We start from the raw sequence: 22,510 nt of genomic DNA on the forward strand, positions 1-22,510 counted from the left end.
TCACCCAGGAGACACCCGATGACCGTGCTCATCGCCCTTGCCGCGCTGACCCTGCTGATGCTGGCCGCCTACCGCGGCTACAGCGTCATACTGTTCGCCCCTATCGCCGCCCTCGGCGCCGTTCTGCTCACTGACCCGTCCGCCGTTGCCCCCGCCTTCACCGGGGTGTTCATGGAAAAAATGGTGGGCTTCATCAAGCTGTATTTCCCGGTGTTCCTGCTGGGTGCGGTGTTCGGCAAACTGATCGAGCTGTCCGGCTTTTCCCGCTCGATCGTGGCCGCTGCCATCCGCCTGCTCGGCACCCGCCAGGCCATGCTGGTGATCGTGCTGGTCTGTGCGTTGCTGACCTACGGCGGCGTCTCGCTGTTCGTGGTGGTGTTTGCGGTATACCCGTTCGCGGCCGAGATGTTCCGCCAGAGCAACATCCCCAAACGGCTGATCCCGGCCACCATTGCCTTGGGGGCGTTTTCATTCACCATGGACGCCCTGCCCGGTACCCCGCAGATCCAGAACATCATCCCCAGCACCTTTTTCAATACCACCGCCTGGGCCGCACCCTGGCTGGGCCTGATCGGCACACTGTTCGTGTTCTGCACCGGCATGGCCTACCTGCAGCGCCAGCGCAACAAAGCCCAGCGTGCCGGTGAAGGGTATGGCACCGACTTGCGCAACGAACCGGAAACCGCTGCCGACCTGAGGTTGCCCAACCCCTGGCTGGCGATATCCCCGTTGATGCTGGTGGGGGTGATGAACCTGCTGTTCACCCACTGGATCCCGCAGTGGTACGGCGCCAGCCACAGCTTGCAACTGCCCGGCATGAGTGCCCCAGTGAACAGCGACGTGGCCAAGCTGACCGCCATCTGGGCGGTACAGGCAGCATTGCTGGTCGGCATCCTGATGGTGCTGGCATGTGCCTTCGGCGCCATCCGCAGCCGTTTGGCCGAAGGCACCAAAAGTGCTGTCGGCGGCGCCTTGCTGGCAGCCATGAACACGGCCTCGGAGTATGGCTTTGGCGCAGTGATCGCCTCGCTGCCTGGCTTCCTGGTGCTGGCCGATGCCCTGCGCGGCATCCCCAACCCCCTGGTCAATGAAGCCATCACCGTCACCCTGTTGGCCGGTATCACCGGCTCTGCCTCGGGCGGCATGAGTATTGCGCTGGCCGCCATGGGTGACACCTTCATCGCCGCCGCCCATGCCGCCAACATTCCGCTCGAGGTGCTGCACCGGGTAGCGGCCATGGCCAGCGGCGGCATGGACACCCTGCCGCACAACGGCGCGGTGATCACCCTGCTGGCAGTCACCGGCCTGACCCATCGGGAAGCCTACAAGGACATTTTCGGTATTACCCTGATCAAGACCCTGGCAGTGTTCGTGGTAATTGCCACGTTCTACGCCACTGGCATTGTCTAAGGAGCATTGCATGACCCTCAACGGCAAGACTGCACTCGTGACCGGCTCGACCAGCGGCATCGGCCTGGGTATCGCCCAGGTACTGGCCCGGGCCGGTGCCAACATCGTCCTCAACGGCTTTGGCGACCCGGCTCCCGCCCTGGCGGAAATTGCCCGGCACGGGGTAAAAGCCATCCATCACCCGGCCGACCTGGCCGAGGTCGCCCAGATCGAGGCGTTGTTCGCCGCGGCCGAGCGCGAGTTCGGCGGCGTCGACATCCTGGTCAACAACGCTGGTATCCAGCATGTGGCCCCGGTCGAACGGTTTCCGGTGCAAAGCTGGGACAAGATCATCGCGCTCAACCTGTCGGCGGTCTTCCATGGCACACGCCTGGCGCTGCCGGGCATGCGCGCGCGCAATTGGGGGCGCATCATCAACATTGCCTCTGTGCATGGCCTGGTCGGTTCGACCGGCAAGGCGGCGTACGTGGCCGCCAAGCATGGCGTGGTGGGCCTGACCAAGGTCGTGGGCCTGGAAACCGCCACCAGCCCTGTCACCTGCAACGCCATTTGCCCGGGCTGGGTGCTGACCCCGCTGGTGCAGCAACAGATCGATGACCGTGCCGCCAACGGTGGCGATGCGCTGCAGGCGCAACATGACCTGCTGGCGGAAAAGCAACCTTCGCTGGCCTTCGTTACCCCGCAGCACCTGGGCGAGCTTGTGCTTTTCCTGTGCAGCGAAGCGGGTAGCCAGGTGCGTGGTGCCGCCTGGAACGTTGACGGGGGCTGGTTGGCCCAGTGACGCAGGCTCCCGCGGTGGTTGGCAGAGGTTTTTGCCGGTGTTTGCCGCCGAAGCGGCTGCTGGCCGATGCGCTGTCAGCGGTGCGAGAGCACCGCCCACGGGCCTGGGTGAAAGGCCACAAACGCGCAGCAATCAGGCATAATGCGCGCTTTTCGCCCCCCCGAAGCACAGGTAATCCATGAAAGCTCAAGCCCGCCATATTCTGGTCAAGACCGCTGACGAAGCCGAAAAGCTCAAGCAGCGTATCGCCAATGGCGAGGCGTTCGACGTGCTGGCGAAAAAGTTCTCGACTTGCCCGTCCGGCAAACGGGGCGGCGACCTGGGTGAAGTCCGCCCAGGGCAAATGGTCGGCGCCATCGACCAAGTCATCTTCAAGAAGCCCCTGCGCGTGGTACACGGCCCGATCAAGAGCAAGTTCGGCTATCACCTGGTGCAAACCTTCTACCGCGACTAACGCACTGGCCCTGTGCCACCTGACATTTTTGCCAGTTGTGCCCAGCACGCACACCTCTATAAAAACCGCGGTAACCCTGCACGCCATGCGTGACCTGCAGGGCCCCCTGGTCAATGGAGGCTTCCCTGATGCGTCTGCGCCTGTTGCTGACTCTTGGCTCACTGCCGTTATTGAGCATTGCCCTGCCCGCTGCACATGCTGCGTGCACCTTCACGCCCACTGCCGGTAACGACAATTACAGCTGCGACAGTGGCAGCGCCCCCTCGCTGGTGGATACCAGCGGCGACAACCGCCTAGTACTGCCAGCATCGGGCAGTGGCACGATCACCGGCGACGTGACGTTCGGCGCTGGCAAGGACAGTATCGAGATGGCTTCCGGCACCATCGGTGGCAATGTCAACCAAGGCGCAGGCATCGACGATTTCGTAATGAGCGGCGGGGTTATCGCCGGCAACCTCAACCAAGGCGATGGCCTCGACACCTTCCACATGATCGCGGGCTGGATCCAGGGTACGTTCGACAGCGGCGACTATGCCGAAATGGACGGTGGACGCATCGGCAACGTCAATATGCGCCTGGACGAAAACACCTTCATCATGCGCGGCGGTAGTGTCGACCGAAACGTGATAACCGCCTTCGACAAGGACTATGTCGAGATCTTCAATGGCAGCATCGGCGGCAACATCAGCGTCAGTGGGGGTGATGACCAGGTACTGGTGCATGGTGGCGAGGTGGGCGGCGATGTGCTGCTCAGCACCGGCAATGACCGCTTCACCTGGGATGGCGGCCGCATTGGCGGGCGGGTCGATGCCGGGCCAGGTGATGACCTGGCGCTGCTCAAAGGGCTGAGCCCCGAAGTGCTGAACATCACCCTCGACGGCGGTGATGGCAACGACAGCCTGACCTTCGACGCCAGCCAGGCCATGGGCGGTGCACACTACGTGAACTGGGAACAGCTGGCGCTCAACAATGCCAGCCAACTGGCACTGGATGACACGCTGGTGCTGGGTGACAGCAACAGCGGCACAGGCAGCATCGCTATCGACGCCAGCAGTACCCTCACCTCGCGCCAAGGGGCGATCACCCCGTTCACCACCGGCCAGCGCGTCTCGGTCAACAACGCAGGTACGCTCGACCTGAGCGCAGGTAACGATGCCAAGGGCCGCCTGACCATCGAGGGCGACTACACCGGCAGCAACGGTAGCCTGCGCCTGAACAGTGTGCTGGCCGGCGACGGTGCTGCGTCCGACCGGCTGGTGGTCAGCGGCGGTGCCATTGGCGGCGCTACCCAATTGAGCATCAACAACCTCGATGGCGCCGGCGCCGCCACCACGCAGAACGGCATACAAGTAGTAGAGGCACGTGACGGCGCAACCAGTACCGCGTCGGCCTTCGTCCAGACCCAGACGCTTTCGGCGGGCGCTTATGACTACCGGCTGTTCAAGGGCGGGGTAACGGCAGGCAGCGAGAACAGCTGGTACCTGCGCTCGACCTTGGTGGCAGCACCCGCGGTCGTCGCCGAACCGGAACCCGGCGAGCCCCCAGCGCCTGCCCCGGCCGTAACCCCGCCGGTGGCTGCACCGGCCCCCGGCCAGGTCGACCTGCCGGCACCGGTGCAAGGCGAAAGCCTGCCCCTGTACCGCCCGGAAGTGCCGGTGTATGCCGCAGCGCCAAGGGGCGCCGCGATCATCGCCCGCCAGGCGTTGGGCAGCTTCCACCAGCGCCAGGGTGACCAGCAGCTGCTTCAGGGTGAAGGTGGCTTGCCCGCCAGTTGGGGCCAGGCCTATGGCGGCACGCTGCGCCAGCAATGGACCGGCACGGTCAGCCCAAGCCTGGACGGGGACCTGTACGGTTTCAAGGTTGGCCAGGACCTGTACGCCACCGTCAACGACAGTGGCTATCGCCAGCACATGGGCTTTTATGTCAGCCACAGCCGCCTGGACGCCGACGTCAAAGGCTTCGCCCTGGCCGTGCAGGACCGCAGCGTCGGCGACCTGCAACTCGATGGCGACAGCGTGGGCGGCTACTGGACGCTGGTCGGCCCGCAGGGTGGCTACCTGGATGCCGTGCTGCAGTACACCCGCCTGGACGGGCGCGCCCGCTCCGAGCGGGGTGACAAGCTGAACATCGATGGCCATGCCTGGACGGCGTCGCTGGAGGCCGGCTACCCGATCGCCCTGTCCGACCGCTGGACGGTGGAACCGCAAGCCCAGTTGATTGCGCAGAAGGTCAAGCTCGACAGCGCCAGTGACAGTGTCTCGCGCGTCAGCCATGACGCCCAAGTCGAAATGACCGGCCGCCTGGGCGTGCGCCTGGAGGGTGCCTTCAAGGGCAGCAGCGGGCGCCTGTTGCAGCCCTACGCGCAGGTCAACCTGTGGCACGGCGACGGTGGCCGCGACACCCTGACCTTCGACGACACCGACAAGATCAAGACGGACTACCGCTACACCTCGGTGCAAGTGGAAAGCGGCGTGGTGGCGCAGGTCAGCGATGCACTGAGCGTGCACGGTGGCGTGCAGTACACCGCCAACCTCGACAGCCGCCAGCAGGAAGCCAGCGGGGTGAACCTAGGCATACGCTGGGCGTTCTAGGGCCCTGTCCCGGCAAAAGTGAACAGCTTACTACCCGGGTTGAACCCTAGCGACGCGCCGCCAGTAGGCCGAGGCCAGCGCAGCCCAACAGCGAGGCGCTGACCCGGTTGAACAGGCGCCGCGGACCTGGCTGGCTGAACCAGCGCTGCAGGTAGGCGCCAAGGCCTGCATAGAGGGCGATCGCGGCCCATTCCAGCACCAGGAACAGCGCTCCCAGCCAGAGGAACTGCTCACTGACCGGCATACGACTGTCGACGGTTACGAACTGCGGCAGGAACGCAGTGAAAATCAGGATCGCCTTCGGGTTGCCGGCCGCTACGAAGCATTCCTGCCGCGCCAGGTGCCACATGCCCCGCAGCTCACCGCCGCTGCTCGCAGCCACGCCCACCGGTGCCCGCCACAGTTGCCAGGCAATGTAGAACAGGTAACCCGCGCCCACCACTTTGATGGCCAAAAACAGGTATTCACTGGTATGCAGCACCACCGCCAGGCCCATGGCCGCCAGCGCGATCATGCCACTGAACGCCAGAATGCGCCCGGCACCGGCCACGCAGGCGGTGCGCAGCCCGTAGCGGCTGGCGTTGTGCAGCGACAGCAGGTTGTTCGGCCCCGGGGCCATGTTCAGGGCGAAGCAGGCGGGGATGAAGAGCAGCAGGCTCGATAAGTCCATTGTTGTTTTCCTTTGGCAGCAGGCGCCTATTTCGGCGGGCCCGGGGGCATTCGGTCAAGTGACAGCCAGCGATAAAAACTGTACAGGTGCCTTGCAGCTGTTACCCTGCCGACAACCCCGAGGAGCGCATGATGCCCCGTACCCACGCCGCACTGTGGCGCGACCCGAACCTGCCACATGTGGAAAGCCGGCGTGCCTGCCATAGCCGCGCCTGCTACAGAGCCCACAGCCACCCGACATTCTCCATCGGCGCAGTGGATGCTGGCCTCAGCCTGTTCAGCGGAGCTGCCGGCGGGCAGGCGCGGTTGACACCTGGAACCCTGGTGCTGGTACCGCCCCAGCGCGTGCATGCCTGCAACCCCGCACCCGGGTATGCCTGGAGCTACCAGATGCTGCATGTGGATGCCCGCTGGCTGTCGCAACTGCGCCTGGAGTCGGAACTGGGTGACGGCGGGGCTGGCGCCCCTGCGCGTATCTGCCGGGAGGCAGTGCTGTATCAACGATTCTGCGAGCTGAACGGCCTGCTGTTCTCCACCGCCAGCAGTGCAGAGAAGGACGCGGCGCTGGTTGCCTTTCTCGGTGACCTGGACTTTGCCGCGCAGCCGCCGCTGGCACCGGCACCGGCACCGGCATTGGCGGCTACGGCCCTGAGCGGCTTGATCGCAAGGATCGAAGCCCAGGATCCGGTACAGTTGAGCCTGGCGGTACTGGCGCGGGAGGCCGGGCTTGGGCGCTATCAGTTGATTCGGGCGTTTCGTGCAGCCACCGGTTTCACCCCCCATGCTTACCTGCTCAACGCCAGGGTCAACCTTGGGCGGCAGCTGCTGGGCAAAGGGCAGGCACTGGCAGAGGTGGCCTACCGGTTGGGGTTTGCCGACCAGAGCCATTTCCAGCGGGTGTTCAAGGCTCATGTGGGGGTGACACCGGGGCAGTATCGCGGTGCTTGAAGGTGCACAGCCGCCAGGCTGACCCATGGGCCCCTGCAATATTCTTCAATACGCCATGCCAGCCCGGCAGCAGACTGCGGCTTTTCCCGCAGAGCAGCCCGGCCCATGCAAATATTCCTGATCGTCGCCCTCGCCCATTTTCTTGCACTGCTATCGCCAGGCCCGGACTTCTTCCTGGTCGCACGCACGTCGGTCAGCAGCGGCTGGCGTAGCGCCAGCGGCGTGTGCCTGGGTATCGCCCTGGCCAATGGTGCGTTCATCACCGTGGCCTTCACCGGCTTGTCGATGCTCCAGGAAGGCAGCCCATTGTTTGCCAGCCTGCAACTGGTCGGTGCCGTCTACCTGGTGTACATCGGTATGCTGTTCCTGCGCCATGCAGGGCATACCCGCCTGACTGCGGCCGTTGGCAAGCACACTGGGCCAGGGTGGTGGCAGGGGCTGGGGATGGGTTTGCTGTCTGCCCTTCTCAACCCCAAGAACGCACTGTTCTACGCGAGCCTGGCCAGTATGGTGGGCAGCGCCAGTGCCGGCTGGAAAGCCGCTTGCGCGCTGTGGATGTTCGGTGTGGTGCTGCTGTGGGACCTGCTGATCGCCGTGGCCATCGGCAACCAGCGGGTACTGCGGCGCTTCGCGCGCTGGCTGCCGTGGCTGGAACGCAGCTCCGGGATCATGCTGGTGCTCTTGGGCGCGGCGGTGCTGTTACACCTGGCCTGGGGCTGACCAGCTTCAGGCTGCGCATGTCCACCAAGGTGAAGTGGCCGCTGGCCCAGCCGCCGGTGTCCAGGTGCCAGACATTGCCCAGCAGCGTGGCCTGCGGCACCGGCGTGTGGCCCACCAGCAAGGCGCGCAGGCCTTGCACCGGCTCGGTATCGCCAGCCCTGAGTCGCCGCCGCGACCACTGGCATACTTGCCTGACTTTGGGGTCATCCAGCAGCTCCAGCCACGTTCTCAATTGCAGCCAATCGGCAGTCGGGCTGTCGGCATGCAGCAGGCCGACCAGACCTGCCGCACTTTCAACCTCGATCGCAATCGGCAGTTGCTCGAAACGTTCGACGAAACGCAGTTGCTCGGCCCGCGGCAGGTCGATGAACCAACCGCCGCCGGCTTCGCGGTACATGGCCAGGTCCAGTTTTCCACCCCGCACGCGGGTAATGGCCAAGGCCTCATGATTGCCTTGCACGGCATGAAACCAAGGCTTGGCCAGCCACTCCAGGGCCGCCTCGTTGTCTGGCCCGCGGTCGACCAGGTCGCCCACGCTGAACAGGCGGTCCACGGCGGGGTCGAAACCCACCGCATCCAGGCATTGCTGCAGGCGCTGGAAATGGCCGTGAATATCGCCCACTGCCAGGTCGCGGCCCCGCAGGTTGGCGATCATGCGCCGTAACCGTCCCATCTCACTGTTCCTCTGCTGGCGCTGCCCAGGCAGGGATGAAAGGCTGACGGACCCGGCCTCCCCCCGCACGCATCGCGCCCTTGATGAACAGCATGGCACAACCTGCTCCAAGCGCGCAGGTCGCGGGCCACTTTCGCCCCTTGTGCTCGCTGAACGCCCCTTCACTGGTACAGGCGTCGTGGCCGATAGTATGCTGGCGGCTTCAACCTTTACCAGGGAAGGGTTTACATGAAGCTGTGCGCCGTACAACTGGCATCGCTCAAAGGCGAGGTCTCAGCCAACCTGCAGCGCCATCTGGCCTGCATCGAACAGGCTGCAGCGCTTGGCGCCGAACTGGTGGTGTTTCCCGAGTTGTCGCTGACCGGCTATGAACCCAGTGTGGCACGCCAGGCGGCCATGCCGGTCAGCGCCAGGCAGCTGGACCCGCTGCAGGCAGCCAGTGACCGCCTGGGCATCACCGTTGCCGTCGGCCTGCCGCTGCCAGCCCCTGACGGCATACGCATCGGCATGCCTGTGTTCAGCCCCAATGCACCGCGCCAGGTCTATGCCAAACGGCGCTTGCATGCCGATGAGTTGCCGTGGTTCAGCGCCGGTGACCAAGCCTTGTTGCTGACATTGGGTGAACACTGCATCGCCCCGGCGATCTGCTACGAGTCGATGTTCATGGGGCATGCCGCTGCGGCCCGTGAACATGGCGCCGACCTGTACATGGTCAGCGTGGCGAAAACCGCCAAAGGGATCAGCGAGGGTCACCCGCACTACATGCGGGTCGCCCGCGAGCTGGCCATGCCGGTGCTGCTGGCAAACTGCGTGGGGCCAGCCGACACCTTCATTGGCGCCGGCGGCTCGGCTGCGTGGGACAGCAAGGGCCACTTGCTGGCCAGCCTGGACGACCGCAGCGAAGGCCTTATCGTGCTTGATACCCGCCAGGCCAATGCCATTGCCCTGCCACTGGACCCGGTATGACCTATTTCGTACTGGCCCTGCTCAGCTATGCCTGTGCCTACTACCTGACCGGCCTGATCATCCGGGGGCAAATGGCCGACGTGGCCGAGCATTTGCGTCACCGGCCCGATGCGCCGACACCCGGCGCCTACCTGCGTGAAGTGCAACAGGCTGCGCGGCGGGCCCACCGGCACTACACCCTGATGGCAGGTTCGGTACTGGCGGTGCTGGCTTGCCTGATCGCCAGCTGGTTCGGCTGAACCGCTAAAGGTCCAGTGCCAGGCTCTGCCGCCCTTCCAGCGCCAGCAGGTATTGCTTGGCCGCCAGCCCGCCGGCAAACCCGGTCAAGTTGCCCGATGCACCGATGACCCGGTGGCAAGGCGCGATGATCGAGATGGGGTTGCGGCCATTTGCCGCGCCCACTGCACGCACCGCACCGGGGTTGCCGACCTGCCGGGCAATCTCGGCGTAGCTGCGGGTTTCACCGAAGGGTATGGCCAGCAACGCGGCCCACACCTGGCGCTGGAACCCGGTACCGGCAAAATCCAGCGGCAGCTCGAACTGTCGGCGCTTGCCGCTGAAGTACTCACCCAGTTGGCGAACGGTTTCCAGCAGCACCGGGCACTGATCGTCACGGTGCAGTGCGCCCAGGCGCACGCGGTTTTCGCGCTCGTTCTCCCACAGCACGGCTGCCAGGCGATCGCCGCGCGCTACCAGGGTAAGCGTGCCCACAGGCGATTGCATCATGGTGAATGCGCTGGACATCAGCGGGCTCCTGCAGATTGCGATGCCGCCACTGTAAAGATCCACCGTCTGTGGCGCATCCGCTTTCTTGCTCGGGTAACTGCATAGCCGGCACCGATCCGCACCGGACGGGCGGACTGAGGCGTCCACACTATCACTTTGTGATTAACCCTAATCGAACTGAGTCACGGGTTCTTCTGATGGGTCGAGAATTATGAATGCAGTCAATTCATGAGGTGAACCATGACCATCGTGGCAGAAACGCTCGCCCAGCTCGCCCAGGCACTCAAGGCTCAGGGGGCGCGGCGCATCGCGGACCTTACCTTCATCCGTGCGCCCTATCGCTGCGGCAAGCGCTGGATATGCAGTGTGGTACGCCGAGGGGCCGGGCGCAAACTGATCAAGCAGTCGTAAGCCCGGTTGAAACCTGGCGCGGTCTGAAAGGACCCAGCCGCGCTCGGCGCTGTTTCAGTCCAGGCATTCCTTGGCCGCCTGGCGCAACTTGTCCCCGGACAAGAAACTGCCTTTGTAGAACGTAGCACGGCTGCCTTCGCCTGAATCGATCACCTCCAGTACATCGTCACTGGCCACGGCACTGGATGCCGTCAGCCGATAGCCATGGGCAATCGATTTCTGCGTGGCTTGCGGGGCCACAGCCTGCCATTTCGGCAAGACGCAGGCCGCATATTCCTGGGGCGTTTTCGAACTGAGCTTGCTGGCCGTCGGCTTGCCAGGCGTCGCACAACCGGCGAGGCCGGCGATTAACAATGAACTGATAAAAATACGAAAAGTATGCATTTGCAATTGACTCGTATGGATACGCTGCATTCTAACGAGACCGATACCGACTGACCAATCAACCAAAGTCTGGCCTTGAGAAGCCTGTTGTTCAACGGCAGCACGTCACGGCGACTATTTGCTTATAACGACGGAACGAATTGAATCCGCTCCGCTTCTGATGAGCAACAGGCAGCGCGATTCGGGCTGGCCCTGTTCACTTATCTTGACTCAGTGCTCGCTTCGTTCAGGAGATTGCCATGCTCTGGTGGCTGGAACTACTCACCCAATATGCAACCGCCACTGGCTTGGCTGTCCTCTGCATCCTGGTGTTCTGGGCTTTTGGGCTGGCGTTCGGACGCGCCTATCTGAAGTTGCTTTCTGGCTTGCTAGCCACCATGCTGCTGATGATCGCCGCGTTCCCGCACGGCGTGGACTTCGCCTTGAGGAATCACCTCACCCCGGGCGATGCCAGCGCCCTGCTATTGTTCATTGCCGACGCATCGGGCGTAATCACCGCGGTGCTGCTGGCCTCGTTCTTCTTCGATCCGGAACTGTTGCTCGATGAGACCTGATCACTCAGGCCTGCCTTTGCTGACCCCAGGCGCAACAGCATCCGACAATCAGGCCCCCGCATTATGGAAACGCTTCGCACCATCAAGTCAGATCTGGTCAGAACAGCAGATCACCTGGACCAGCTTAGCCAGACCATGAGTGGCCATGTGCGCTTCATGCTGGCCCGCGGCAGTTCGCCAGGCGACATCGATGTCACCGCGCACGTGCGCGCTATTGATGGGGTTGCGGAGCAACTGCGCGCCGTGGCTGCGAGAATGGACGGCGGCGAGCGCGCAGGTGAAAGCTGGCCGCAGCGCCGGCCTAGCGAAACTTGAGCTTCACGACTTTACTGAGTGCCCAGCCGCTGAAAACGTAGAATGCGTCCAGATAAAAACGGCCTGCATAATTGGGCAACGGCGCGTTGTTCAGCAGCACATCAGGATCAGGCGTTGGCGGAAACAGCGCATAAATACCATTGGGCAGCACTGCCAGTGCCAGCAACAACAGGTAAGTCGATACTTGCAACAGGGTGGCCCGGCTGCCGAACCTGACCGACCATTTCAAACCGTAATAGGCTACCAGGCCGGCCACCGGCAATACCCAGAAATGCGTCGGGATTCCAATGAACATTTCGGCGACAACGCTTCTTGCTTCCACCCGCTGCTCTCCATTCAAACTGCTTTAATAGTGCGTGATGCTGTATCACCCGTTAAGGGGCTGCTGCGCAGCCCATCGCAGGTAAGCCCGCCCTCATAGAAGAACACATAACTCATTGATTTAGCGAGGTCCTTGGGGCAGCGGGCATGTCGAGGCGTCAAACCGCCGCGAACACCGGCGTAGCCGGTGCAAGCCACCGCGTTGGCTTCTTCGCGGGCACGCCCGCTCCCACACAAGCCGCGTCGCGCTTACCCTTTGAGCTCAAAGCGCGTGGTCAATCAAGCTTTCGAGCACAGCAGAGCGGCAGTCATGACTGTCACGCACATCACCATCATGGGCACAGCCTGCCAACAACAGGGTACTCACCCCAACCATCAACACAGCGCCTGCCAGCGATTGGAATTTCATCATGCGACACGCTCCTGTTACCCCCACGAGAAACCGAGAACGTACTACCAGGTAAGCCGCATTTTTAATTGTCTTTGCGCCATCATACTCCCGAGTCTCACCCGGAAAAACTGACAGGTCAGAAGTGACTACGCCTCGGTGGCCGGGCGCTCCTTGTACAACTGAACCATGAAGGTGGTGCCGTACACGGCATTGGAGGTCATGGAGATGTGCCCGCCGTGGGCGTGGGCAACTTCCTTGACAATGAACAGACCAAGGCCGATGGACCGCAGCCCTTCCTGGCGGTCGCTGCCGCGCGTCATTGGCTCGTACAAGGTGGGTATCACTGCTTCGGCGATGGCGGGGCCGTGGTTGTGCACACTGATCAGCACGCTGTCCGCGAAACAGTCAGTGGTCACCGTAATCGGCTGGCGCAAGTCACCGTAGGCAACGCTATTGGCGACCAGGTTGCCGATCATTTGCTGCAGCCTGTCCTGATCCACTTCGAACATGGCCTGCCCGCGGGAAAGATGGCGAATGCTGGCGTGGCAGAAGGTGATCCTCAGCTCGCTGACACATTGATCCACCACCCGCAACAGGTCGACTCGCTGACGCTTGATGCTGATGCCCTGGCCTAGCCTGACCGAGGCGAAATCCAGCAGGTCGACGATCATGCGCTGCGCGCGCTCGGCCGATGTGTTGATGCTGCCCAACAGGCGCCGGGCCCGCTCGCCCTGGGCATCACGCGCCAGCAGTTCGGTGGCCATCCGAATAGCGGTCATGGGGTTTTTCAAATCATGGCTGGCAACCGCCACCATCTGCTCGGCCAGTCGCGCACGCCGCTGGGCCTCGGCGTAGGCCAGGGCCAGGTCGTCCTGTGCACGCTGCAGGGCATGCTCGGCGCTGATTTTTTGCGCCAGCAGTTCCTCGGCCCGCTGCATGGCCTGAAACACCGTGTGCTCGTTGCGATCACGCTCGCTGGTACTGAACAAGGCCAGCTGAAAGCGAACCCCTTCAGCGGTTTCACGGCGCACGGCATTGAGCAGCATGGCCACCACGTGACCATCGCGGTGACGCAGGCCGACCTTCACCTCGGAAATCGAGCCCTGCAAGTTCAGCAAAGGCCCCCAGTGGGTAAGCTGGAAGGTACGGCCCACGGTGGTCAGCAACTGATCGAAACTGCGCTGTTTCAACTGCGCTACGTCATACCCCAGCCAGTTGCCAAAGGTGGCGTTGCAGCGCAGCAGTGTGCCGTCCGCCTCCATGACGACCAAGCCGCAAGGCGCTTGCTCGAAGTAAGACGCGTCGAACATCACGGTCGGATCATTCACGACCCAGCCCCAGGCGGGCGAAAAACCCGTCCATGGCCGCGGCGCAGGCGCTGGAGGCGCTGAGCTGCGGGTAATGGCCCATGTTGTCCACCAGTACAAGCTGGCTGCTGGGCATCACCCTTTCCAGGTACTCGCCCACGGCCACTGGAACTACCGGGTCCACTCTGCTCTGCAGGATCAGCGTCGGCACATTCAAGCCTTTCACATCCTCGCGGTGGTCGGACAAGAAGATCACGCGGGCGAAATGCCGGGCGATCTCCGCGTTGGTGCGACGGAAGCTGCTTACCAACTCTTCCTGCATCGCGGGCTCACCCGACGCACCCATCAGCACAGGCGCCATGGTGCTGGACCAGCCCAGGTAATTCTCATCGATCATCGACAGCAGCCCCAGCACATCCTCCTGGCTGAAGCCGCCGTTGTAACCGTCCGAGTCGATGTAACAAGGCGACCCCCCGATCAACACCAGCCCCGCGATTCTGCCTGGCTGCCGTAGCTCGGCCAGCACACCGATCATGGCACTGACCGAATGCCCCGCAATAATGACCGGGCCCTGGCCGAAATCATCGATGATTGCGTTCAGGTCATCGGCATAGCCCAACAGGGTCGAGTATTTCGCTCTGTCGTAGGCAGCGAGATCGGACTGCCCAGCACCGACCAGGTCGTAGGTGATGACACGCATGTGTGGAATGAAATGCGGCGACAACGCCTTCCACATCGACTGGTCGCAGCCAAAACCGTGAGACAGAATCAGGGTAGCCGGGCCGTCACCCTCGATATGTACATTGTTACGCTGCTGTACAGTCATACATATCCCGATTTCGGTCGACATTGCGCTGATAAAACCAACCAGTCCATGCTGCCTGAGAGCATAGTGGACTGCAGATCAAGCTGCCTGTAGTGCTTGCTGAATGACATTGAGCGCGAAGCCGATCCACTTTCGAAGCCTTAAACCGGCACCATACAGGATGCAGATGGATAGTTCCGAAAAAACCATCGATCACGCAGCTTTTGTGTGCCCTAGCGCTCGGTCAGGTGAACGCCGATAGCAAAAGCCGCCACGACCAGCACCACCTCGACCACGACATAAGCAACCAGGAATTCATCGGAAAACATGACAGGGTCTCTGAGATGCCGCAGCGCACAATGCGCTGTGGGAATGGCTCAGAGCCATCAACGCCGGCAAAAGTTCAGCCACGGTGTAGCGCTGCCCAGCAGGGGGCTGGGGCGGCCGAAGCCGTGCACCGTTTTCGGGAAAAGGCTCGGCTGCGACAGGCAGGTTTTCGAACAGCATTTGCCCGGTTTGCGCAATAATCTGTGCGGTGTAATCGCCTATTTCCGCGCATACCAATCGAATAGTCTGGCGCCATCACATTCAAGGAGCCTGATGATGGCCGCTATGAAATTGCACTTTCTGTTCGACCCGCTCTGTGGTTGGTGCTATGCCAGCGCCGACACGCTGAAGCACCTGGCAGAGCGCTTCGCCGGTGAGCTGGAGATGCACCCGACAGAGCTTTTCGCAGGGCCAGGTGCACGGCAGATAAACGCTGAGTTTGCCCACTTCGCCCGGGCCAACGACTTGCGAATCGCTTCACTCACCGGCCAGCCCTTCAGCGAGTTGTATTTCAAGCAGATTCTCGGTGGCCGCTCGCTGCGGTTCGACTCAATGCCGGTCAGCCGTGCGCTTACCCTGGCCCGAGGGTACGGCAAGGCGCTGGAGCCAAAGCTGTACGCGGCACTGCAAACAGCGCGCTACGTGGATGGCCTTGATACCTCGTCGCCCGACGTAGTGGCGGCCTGCACTGCCAACTTCCTGGGCCAGGAGGGTTTCACGGCCGATGCGCAGGCACTGCTCACGGCGCTTACCCGGCAACAGCAACTGGCCAGCCAAACCTCGGCCCGCTTCACCGAAGCGCAGGCACTGATGCGCAAAGCGGGCGCAAATGGTGTGCCGCTGTTGCTGGTCGAGCTCGACCAGCGCATGCATGCCTTCAGCGGGCCAGACCTCTACAACCAGCCAGAACGCCTGATCGCTACGATCGAGCAGTTCAGGCGGGCTGCAGTCTGAAGCCGTCGAGCACAGTGTTTGCCGCCAGGCTGCTCTAGAAGTTGGCGCCCACGCTGAACGCCACATAATCGCGGTCGCCGCGGGTGCCATAATCGCCGTCGAGGTAAGCGGTATAGGCCAGGCCGGCCCAGTACTGGCTAGCCAGGCTGACGTCCACGCCCAAGCTGATCGAGCGCGAGCCTTCGTTGAAAGCCGAACTGTCGGCCGGCGAAAAGCCCCTGACATCGTGGGCCCAGGCCAGGCCTGGGCGAATGTCCAGGCCCTGGATCAGGTTGGGGTAGCTCCAGGTCGCCCGCAGGCGGTAACCCCAGGCAAAGGCGGTGACGAAGCCCTCGTTGTTGCAGTCGCCCGGGCTCTTCGAAATCGCCAGGCACAGGCTGTTGTCGGCCAGCTCGCCGTTGCCGTAGGCACCGGAACGGCCATAACGCGGCCCGAACCGTCCCTCCAGCCCGCCGACATAGGTCGCCCCAACCTCGCCCATCAGCAGCAACTGGTTCGCGCCCATGACCTGGCTGAATGCCTGCACCACTGATACCTGAGCCTGGGTCACCTCCTTGCGCCGATAACCGTCGAACGGGGTGTAGCCTGTCGCCGGGCGCAGGCCGTCGGCGTTGAGCGGGCTGCGGCCAGGGGCATTGAGCAATGACTGCAGCACATCGTTGCCGTTGAGCTGCACCGGCATGTTCGGGCGGTAGCTCAGTTCACCCTGCACGGCGGCGCCGTTGCGCAAGGTGGTGGCGAAGGTCAGACCGTACAGGCGGATGTCCTCGGGGTACTGCGCCTGGTACTGCGAAGTACCCATGCGCAGCGCGCCAGCCAGGGTCTGCCCGTTGCCGGACGCCATGAACGCGCCGCAACTGGCCAGCGCCACGCCGATGTTGCCGCACAGTTCACGGGCAAAGCCCGCATTGGCGTAATAGCGGCTGCTGACCGTGCCCAGGTAGGGCGAGCGGCTGTGGTAATTGGCCGCGAACAGGCCGAACTCGGTATCCAGAGGTTCCACGTACCAGTGCAACGACACCCCCCATTGGCCACCGTCGCGCGCATCCTGGTCGGCGCCTCGCGGCACGCGTACGCCCTCCGCCGTCAGCGTCACACCGAACGGCGCCAGGGCCTGCGACACGGCCGGGTTGGTCAGCGCCTGCCCGCCGACATCCAGGCCCTGGCAGCCTTCGGGCATGAAGTCGTTGCCGGAAAAGAACGTTGCGCAGTTTTCCAGCCGGGTCTGCTCCCAGTCCAACTGATAAAAGGCGTCGAAAGACACCGCCTGGTTGAGGTTCTGCGTGACATACAGCAGGTTGACCGGTGCCAGGGCGTCCTTCACTTCTGCGCCCGGCCGGCGCAGCGCCGCCTGGTTGAATGGGTTGATCACGTTCAGCCCGCCCTGGATGAACAAGCTTTCCCCCCAGTTGACCACCTGTTTGCCCACACGCAGCGAACCGGGCTCACCCGCAATGTCATAAAGGCCGTAGGCGAAGGCATCAAGCAGCTCCGCCCCTGCGGTTTTCGCCGAGACCAGGCGGTTGCGGTCGTCGATGTCGACGGCCCGCTGGCTGTGGTCGCGCTGCGCAGTGTCGTACCAATAGCTGCCCCGCAGGAATACACCCAGGTTACCGCGACGCACCTCCAGGTCATGGGTGCCTTTGAACAGCACCGAAAAAACGTCACCCGACCGGTAGTTGCGTCGCCCGTCATTGCCATTGGCGGCCTGCAGCTGCTGCTTGTCGGGGTTGGCAGTGCTGACGGCGGTGCTCAATGACAGGGCCGAATCGAAACGCCCTTGCAGCGGCCCAAAGTCGAATTGAACGCCCGCAACCGGGGTTGCGAGCAGGCAGCACAGGGCCGCCAGCGGCGCCTGGCGCCGGCAGGTTGGAAGGAGTGCGCTCACGCTTGACCTCTTGTTGTTCTAGTAATGAGGAAAATGATGGGTTCAGCGCGGACACGCCGGCTGCCAAGGCCGGCGGTGTCGGTGACGGGCAGTATCAGGGAGGGCTGATTACGCTCACAAATAGCGTGTTCGGATCAATGCCATGCCGCTTCGTTATGGCCCAAGGGCAACGGCGCGCAACTAAACCGGCAGCAGGCGGGCGAAGGCACTGCGTAATCTGGCGGGAATCGCGACCGGGCGGTTGTTGCGGCGATCGACGAACACATGGGTGAAGCGGCCAGCGGCGCAGGCCTGGGGCTCGCCCTCGGCGAACACGGCCAGGGCGTAATGCACCGAACTGCTGCCCAACCGCTCGACGGCAATGCCCACCTCGATGCGCTGCGGGAACGCGACGGCGGCGAAGTAGTCGCAGGCAGACCCTGCCACGTAAGCCACCACCGGGTCGTGGTGAACATCCAGGCCGGCGTGTTCGATCAGCCAGGTGTTCACGGCACTGTCGAAAAAGCCGTAATACACCACGTTGTTCACATGCCCATACAGGTCGTTGTCGTGCCACCGCGTGGTGATCGGCTGGAAGTGGCGGTAGGCGCCACGCCGCGGGCGTTCCCTGGCCATGGTCAGAACGCCGCCTCATAGAGGGCCAAGGCATCGTCGAGCGTGACCTTGCGCGGGTTGTTGACCAACAACCGTTGCTGTTGCAGGGCATCCTCGGCCAGCAATGGCAGGCTGTGCCGCGGTACCCCGACATCCCGCAGCCGGCTGGGCAGGCCGCAGCGTGGCGCCAGTTGCTCCAGCTCATCGATGAACTGGTTGCACAACTCATGCGGACCGCCCGGCACCAGGCGCTCGCCCAACAGTGCCGGGGCCAGCGCAGCATAGTCGGCGAACGCTGCCAGCCGGTTGAAGCGCATCACGTGCGGCAGCACCAGTGCATTGGCCAACCCGTGCGGCACGTGGTAGCGCGCCCCCAACGGGTAGGCCAGCGCATGCACCGCTGCCACCGGCGCGTTGGCAAATGCCTGCCCGGCCAGGCAGGCACCCAGCAGCATGGCCTGGCGCGCCGCCAGGTTGCCACCGTTGTGAACTGCCTGGTCGAGGTTGCCTGCCAGCAGCGTCAGCGCCTCCCGGGCCAACAGGCTGGACATCGGGTTGCGCTTGAACTGGCTGGTGGTGGCCTCGATGGCATGGACCATGGCATCTATCCCCGTGGCCGCCGTGATCGCCGGTGGCAGGCCCAGGGTGCGCTCGGCGTCGAGCAGCGCCAGGTCAGGCAACAACAACGGCGAGATCACTGCCAGCTTGGCGGCCTCGCCGGTGGTGATCACGGCGACGGGGGTGACCTCCGAGCCGGTCCCGGCGGTGGTCGGTACCTGAATCAGCGGCAGGCGCTGGCCTTTGGCCTGGTCGATGCCATAGACCGCCTCCAGGGTCTGGTCACAGCCCGGGTGTGCCAGCAGCGCAACCAGCTTGGCGACATCCATCGAGCTGCCGCCGCCGAAACCGACGATCAGCTCGGCGCCGATATGCCGCGCCCGGCCCACGGCCGACAGCACACAGGCATGGCTGGGGTCGGCGCTGACCTCACTGAAGATGGCCACGCTCAGGTGCGCCTGGGTAAACCCTGGCAGCAAGTCATCGAGCATGCCCAGGTTGACGATTCCGGGGTCGGTCACGATCAGCACGCGGCGCACGCCACGGCGTTTGCATAGCTGGGCCAGGCGCCCGGCGGCGCCGGTTTCGCATAGCAGGTGGGGGGTGGTGGCAAAACTGAAAGGCTGCATGCTCATGTTCCTTGTTCTTGTGGGTGAACAGCGGGGCCAGGTCAAAAGGCGAAGTGCGCTTCATCCAGGCTCATCAGGCACTGTGCGCCGCCGCGCAAGGCATCGCAGTGGGCAGTGGCGCGCGGCAATACCCGCTGCCAGTAGAAGGCAGCGGCGTGCAACTTGGCCTGGTAGAAGGCGCGGTCCCGACTGCCTGTGGCCAAGGCCGCACTGGCGGTCTCGGCCGCCCGTAGCCACAGTGCGGCCAGCAGCACGTAGCCTGAATAGGCGAGGAAATCCACCGCCACCGCGCCTATTTCCTGGGGGTCGCTGCGGCAGGCATCCAGCACTTCGGCGCTCAGGTTGCGCCACTCCTGCAGGCGCTGGGCGACCACCCGGGCCATCCCGGCCAGCGCCTCAACGCGGCAGTTGCGTGCCGCTTCAAGTAGCTCATCGATCAACAGGCGCAGTTGCTCGCCGCCATCGCCCAGCAGCTTGCGGCGAATCAGGTCCAGCGCCTGGATGCCGTTGGTGCCCTCGTACAACTGGGTGATGCGGCTGTCACGCATCAGCTGCTCCATGCCCCATTCACGGATGTAGCCATGCCCACCGTACAGCTGCACGCCCAGGCTGGCAGTCTCCTGGCCAACATCGGTGAGGAACGCCTTGACGATGGGAATCAGCAATGCCGCCCGGCGCCCGGCGGCCGCCTGCAACTCGGGTTGCAAGGCGCCGTGCTCCAGGTCCAGCGCTTGGGCGGCAAACGCCGCCAGCATGCGGCAGCCCTCGCTGAGGGTTTTCTGGGTCAGCAGCATGCGCCGAACATCAGGGTGGCAGATGATCGGGTCGGCACTGCGCTCGGGCGCCACCGGCCCTGCCAGGCTGCGCGACTGCAGGCGCTCGCGCGCATAGGCCAAGCCACCCTGGAAGGCTGCTTCGGCGATGCCCAGCCCCTGCAGCCCGACCTGGAAGCGCGCGTCGTTCATCATGGTGAACATGCACGCCAGGCCCTGGTTGGCCTCCCCCACCAGCCAGCCGCGCGCGCCATCGAAGTTCATTACGCAGGTCGCCGCGCCCTTGATGCCCATCTTGTGCTCGAGTGCGCCGCATTCGAGCGCATTGCGCGGGCCCAACCCACCGCCTGCGGCGCATTCGAACTTGGGCACCAGGAACAGGCTGATGCCACGCACACCGGCCGGCGCATCCGGCAGGCGCGCCAGCACCAGGTGGACAATATTGTCGGTAAGGTCCTGGTCGCCGCCGCTGATGAAGATCTTGCTGCCGCTGATGCGGTAGCTGCCATCGCCCTGCGGCTCCGCACGGGTACGCAGCAGCGCCAGGTCGGTACCGGCCTGCGGCTCGGTCAGGCACATGGTGCCGGCCCATTCGCCGCTGACCAGCTTGCCCAGGTAGTCGCGCTTGAGTGCTGCGCTGCCATGCCGGTGCACGGCCAGCACGGCGCCCTCGGTCAGGCCGGAATAGATCCGGAACGACAGCGACGCGCCCATCAGCATCTCATGGAAGCAGGCCGCAACCATTTGCGGCAGGCCCTGCCCACCATGCTCCAGCGGGCCGGTCATGCCACCCCAGCCCTGCTCCACATAGTGCCGGTAGGCTTGGCGAAAGCCCTCGGGCGTGCGCACGCTGCCTTGCTCCAGGTGGCAGCCCTGCTCATCGCCCTGGCGGTTGAGCGGTGCAACCACCTCGCCGGCGAAACGTGCACCCTGCTCAAGTATGCCGTCAATGGTTTCACGGTCCAGTTCATTGCCCAGGCGGGCACAGTGCGCCGTCACATCGAACAGTTCGTGCAGCACGAAGTGCATGTCACGCAGGGGGGCTCGGTAGTTCATGCACGGCCTCCTCGGACGTCGGCCAGTCGTTTGCCCTCGGCCACCAGGCGCATCAACAACCCGGCCGGGCGCCAATGCTCGCCGAACAGCCCCTGAAGGCGTTCCAGCCGCGCCAGCAGCAAGCTCAGGCCCTGCTGGTCGGCCCAATGCATCGGCCCGCCGGCCTGGTGCGGGAAACCATAGCCATGCAGGTACACCCGGTCGATGTCAGTGCTGCAACCCGCCACCGTTTCCTCAAGAATTTTCGCGCCTTCGTTGACCAGTGCCAGCAGGCAGCGTTCGCGGATTTCCTCGTCGTCGATCGGGCGCCGGCGCACGCCAAGGTCCTGGGCGACCTTGAGCACCAGCGCGTCGACTTCGGGGTCGTGCCCGGCTTCACGGCTGCCGGGGGTATAACGGTAATAGCCCTGGCCGCTTTTCTGGCCGAACCGCCCGAGCGCACACAGCGCATTGTCGACCTGTACCAGCGGCGCATCCATGCCGTTACCAGCCAGCTGGCGCGCTCGCCACTCCAGGTCGAGGCCGACCACGTCGTACATGCGAAACGGGCCCATGGCCATGCCGAACGCCTGCAGCGCACCGTCCACCTGCCGCGGCGTGGCGCCTTCGAGCAGCAGCTTGCGCGCCTCGGCCACATAGCTGGCGAGCATGCGGTTGCCGATGAAACCCGGGCAGTTGCCGGCCACCACCACTTCCTTGCCCATGCGCTGGCCGAGGGCCTGGGCCGCGTCGAGCACCGCCGGCGACGTGCGCGCCCCGCGCACCACCTCCAGCAGCCTCATCACATGGGCCGGGCTGAAGAAATGCAGCCCCAGCACCTGTTCGGGCCGGCGGGTCACCGCCGCGATGGCGTCGATGTCCAACGCCGAGGTGTTGCTGGCCAGGATGGCGTCGGCCTTGAGCGTGCTGTCCAGAGTACGGAAGATGGCCTGCTTGAGCGCCAGGCTCTCGTACACCGCTTCGATCACCAGGTCGGCTGCGGCGAGGTCGTCATAGGCCATGACCGGGTGCACGCGCGCCAGGCAAGCATCAGCTTCGGCCTGAGCGATGCGGCCTTTGGCAACCTGTTGTGCCCAGGTTTGCGCAATCATGGCCAGGCCTGCTTCGGTGGCGCCGGGGTCGTTGTCCAGCCACTGCACTGCAAGGCCTGCACGGGCAAGGCTGATGACGATGCCACGGCCCATGGTGCCGGCGCCGATCACCGCCACCTGCTGAATGTTGTAGAGGGTACTCACGGGTGACGCTCCTGATTCGAGTTGTGAAGGCATTGCCCTCACCCTAGTCAGGCGCCTACTATTTTTGAAA

At 64.0% G+C, this 22,510-nt stretch carries 25 protein-coding genes; 12 read left to right on the top strand and 13 right to left on the bottom strand.

Annotated elements, in window-relative coordinates; all coding sequences use genetic code 11:
* The first annotated feature begins 18 nt into the window (after positions 1-18).
* From GYA94_RS14385 to GYA94_RS14400, 4 genes are all read left to right on the top strand, one after another.
* Complete coding sequence (locus GYA94_RS14385) at positions 19-1,410, top strand: GntP family permease (RefSeq protein ID WP_161892542.1); 1,392 nt, start codon at positions 19-21, stop codon at positions 1,408-1,410.
* Positions 1,411-1,420: 10 nt separating this feature from the next.
* Complete coding sequence (hbdH, locus tag GYA94_RS14390) at positions 1,421-2,191, top strand: 3-hydroxybutyrate dehydrogenase (protein ID WP_009686638.1); 771 nt, start codon at positions 1,421-1,423, stop codon at positions 2,189-2,191.
* Between the two features lie 178 nt (positions 2,192-2,369).
* Positions 2,370-2,645 (top strand): peptidylprolyl isomerase, encoded by a 276-nt coding sequence (locus GYA94_RS14395; RefSeq protein WP_009686637.1) that lies wholly within the window; start codon positions 2,370-2,372, stop codon positions 2,643-2,645.
* A 113-nt stretch (positions 2,646-2,758) separates the two neighbouring features.
* Positions 2,759-5,236, top strand: coding sequence for an autotransporter family protein (locus GYA94_RS14400; RefSeq protein ID WP_161892543.1), 2,478 nt, complete (start codon positions 2,759-2,761; stop codon positions 5,234-5,236).
* 46 nt (positions 5,237-5,282) lie between these two features.
* Here GYA94_RS14400 and GYA94_RS14405 read toward each other — a convergent pair whose 3' ends face one another.
* Positions 5,283-5,906, bottom strand: coding sequence for a LysE family translocator (locus GYA94_RS14405; protein WP_161892544.1), 624 nt, complete (start codon positions 5,904-5,906; stop codon positions 5,283-5,285).
* A gap of 131 nt (positions 5,907-6,037) precedes the next feature.
* Between GYA94_RS14405 and GYA94_RS14410 the strand changes: the two genes are divergently transcribed.
* On the top strand, positions 6,038-6,853 hold the full coding sequence (locus GYA94_RS14410) for an AraC family transcriptional regulator (RefSeq protein WP_161892545.1): 816 nt from the start codon (positions 6,038-6,040) through the stop codon (positions 6,851-6,853).
* Positions 6,854-6,958: 105 nt separating this feature from the next.
* Complete coding sequence (locus tag GYA94_RS14415; RefSeq protein ID WP_161892546.1) at positions 6,959-7,573, top strand: LysE family translocator; 615 nt, start codon at positions 6,959-6,961, stop codon at positions 7,571-7,573.
* Here the strand turns inward: GYA94_RS14415 and GYA94_RS14420 are convergent.
* Positions 7,521-8,246 (bottom strand): metallophosphoesterase, encoded by a 726-nt coding sequence (locus GYA94_RS14420; RefSeq protein WP_054904467.1) that lies wholly within the window; start codon positions 8,244-8,246, stop codon positions 7,521-7,523. The two genes, GYA94_RS14415 and GYA94_RS14420, sit on opposite strands and share 53 nt — an antisense overlap.
* 228 nt (positions 8,247-8,474) lie before the next feature.
* On the opposite strand from GYA94_RS14420, the gene GYA94_RS14425 reads away from it, so the two are divergent.
* The gene (locus GYA94_RS14425; protein ID WP_161892547.1) at positions 8,475-9,212 is read left to right on the top strand and encodes a carbon-nitrogen hydrolase family protein; all 738 of its coding nucleotides are present in this window, start codon (positions 8,475-8,477) and stop codon (positions 9,210-9,212) included.
* Entirely contained in the window at positions 9,209-9,451 is a 243-nt protein-coding gene (locus tag GYA94_RS14430) for a hypothetical protein (RefSeq protein ID WP_009686629.1), read from the top strand. Before GYA94_RS14425 ends, GYA94_RS14430 begins: the two co-directional genes overlap by 4 nt.
* 4 nt (positions 9,452-9,455) lie before the next feature.
* On the opposite strand, the gene GYA94_RS14435 is transcribed toward GYA94_RS14430, so the two are convergent.
* Positions 9,456-9,956, bottom strand: a complete 501-nt coding sequence (locus tag GYA94_RS14435) for a methylated-DNA--[protein]-cysteine S-methyltransferase (RefSeq protein ID WP_161892548.1) — start codon at positions 9,954-9,956, stop codon at positions 9,456-9,458.
* 222 nt (positions 9,957-10,178) lie between these two features.
* Here GYA94_RS14435 and GYA94_RS27680 point away from each other — a divergent pair, with 222 nt between their 5' ends.
* Positions 10,179-10,349, top strand: a complete 171-nt coding sequence (locus tag GYA94_RS27680; protein ID WP_009686627.1) for a hypothetical protein — start codon at positions 10,179-10,181, stop codon at positions 10,347-10,349.
* Positions 10,350-10,403: 54 nt separating this feature from the next.
* Here the strand turns inward: GYA94_RS27680 and GYA94_RS14440 are convergent, their stop codons facing one another.
* Entirely contained in the window at positions 10,404-10,763 is a 360-nt protein-coding gene (locus GYA94_RS14440; protein ID WP_161892549.1) for a hypothetical protein, read from the bottom strand.
* A gap of 209 nt (positions 10,764-10,972) precedes the next feature.
* Here GYA94_RS14440 and GYA94_RS14445 point away from each other — a divergent pair, with 209 nt between their 5' ends.
* Positions 10,973-11,287, top strand: a complete 315-nt coding sequence (locus GYA94_RS14445; RefSeq protein WP_161892550.1) for a hypothetical protein — start codon at positions 10,973-10,975, stop codon at positions 11,285-11,287.
* A gap of 63 nt (positions 11,288-11,350) precedes the next feature.
* Positions 11,351-11,602: a hypothetical protein gene (locus GYA94_RS14450; protein WP_054912357.1), complete on the top strand. Its 252-nt coding sequence runs from the start codon at positions 11,351-11,353 to the stop codon at positions 11,600-11,602.
* On the opposite strand, the gene GYA94_RS14455 is transcribed toward GYA94_RS14450, so the two are convergent.
* The 4 genes from GYA94_RS14455 to GYA94_RS14465 form a co-directional block, all read right to left on the bottom strand.
* Positions 11,589-11,897 carry a hypothetical protein gene (locus GYA94_RS14455; protein ID WP_009686623.1) on the bottom strand — a complete coding sequence of 103 codons (309 nt, stop codon included), beginning with the start codon at positions 11,895-11,897 and terminating at the stop codon, positions 11,589-11,591. The two genes, GYA94_RS14450 and GYA94_RS14455, sit on opposite strands and share 14 nt — an antisense overlap.
* A 288-nt stretch (positions 11,898-12,185) precedes the next feature.
* On the bottom strand, positions 12,186-12,335 hold the full coding sequence (locus GYA94_RS27685) for a hypothetical protein (RefSeq protein WP_156326407.1): 150 nt from the start codon (positions 12,333-12,335) through the stop codon (positions 12,186-12,188).
* Between the two features lie 125 nt (positions 12,336-12,460).
* Positions 12,461-13,624, bottom strand: coding sequence for a PAS domain-containing sensor histidine kinase (locus GYA94_RS14460; protein ID WP_161892567.1), 1,164 nt, complete (start codon positions 13,622-13,624; stop codon positions 12,461-12,463).
* A 10-nt stretch (positions 13,625-13,634) separates the two neighbouring features.
* Positions 13,635-14,447 carry an alpha/beta fold hydrolase gene (locus GYA94_RS14465; protein ID WP_110678376.1) on the bottom strand — a complete coding sequence of 271 codons (813 nt, stop codon included), beginning with the start codon at positions 14,445-14,447 and terminating at the stop codon, positions 13,635-13,637.
* A gap of 582 nt (positions 14,448-15,029) precedes the next feature.
* Here GYA94_RS14465 and GYA94_RS14470 point away from each other — a divergent pair.
* Positions 15,030-15,707, top strand: coding sequence for a DsbA family protein (locus GYA94_RS14470; protein WP_161892551.1), 678 nt, complete (start codon positions 15,030-15,032; stop codon positions 15,705-15,707).
* 34 nt (positions 15,708-15,741) lie between these two features.
* On the opposite strand, the gene GYA94_RS14475 is transcribed toward GYA94_RS14470, so the two are convergent.
* From GYA94_RS14475 to GYA94_RS14495, 5 genes are all read right to left on the bottom strand, one after another.
* Positions 15,742-17,595 (bottom strand): DUF1302 domain-containing protein, encoded by a 1,854-nt coding sequence (locus tag GYA94_RS14475; RefSeq protein ID WP_161892552.1) that lies wholly within the window; start codon positions 17,593-17,595, stop codon positions 15,742-15,744.
* A gap of 180 nt (positions 17,596-17,775) precedes the next feature.
* Positions 17,776-18,210: an acyl-CoA thioesterase gene (locus GYA94_RS14480; RefSeq protein ID WP_161892553.1), complete on the bottom strand. Its 435-nt coding sequence runs from the start codon at positions 18,208-18,210 to the stop codon at positions 17,776-17,778.
* Between the two features lie 2 nt (positions 18,211-18,212).
* The gene (locus GYA94_RS14485; protein ID WP_110678368.1) at positions 18,213-19,376 is read right to left on the bottom strand and encodes an iron-containing alcohol dehydrogenase; all 1,164 of its coding nucleotides are present in this window, start codon (positions 19,374-19,376) and stop codon (positions 18,213-18,215) included.
* Between the two features lie 41 nt (positions 19,377-19,417).
* The gene (locus GYA94_RS14490; protein WP_161892554.1) at positions 19,418-21,205 is read right to left on the bottom strand and encodes an acyl-CoA dehydrogenase C-terminal domain-containing protein; all 1,788 of its coding nucleotides are present in this window, start codon (positions 21,203-21,205) and stop codon (positions 19,418-19,420) included.
* Complete coding sequence (locus GYA94_RS14495; protein ID WP_161892555.1) at positions 21,202-22,440, bottom strand: 3-hydroxyacyl-CoA dehydrogenase; 1,239 nt, start codon at positions 22,438-22,440, stop codon at positions 21,202-21,204. Before GYA94_RS14495 ends, GYA94_RS14490 begins: the two co-directional genes overlap by 4 nt.
* Between the last annotated feature and the right edge of the window lie 70 nt (positions 22,441-22,510).

Origin of the sequence: Pseudomonas juntendi, from assembly GCF_009932375.1 — a bacterium.
GTDB classification, from domain to species: Bacteria; Pseudomonadota; Gammaproteobacteria; order Pseudomonadales; family Pseudomonadaceae; genus Aquipseudomonas; species Aquipseudomonas juntendi.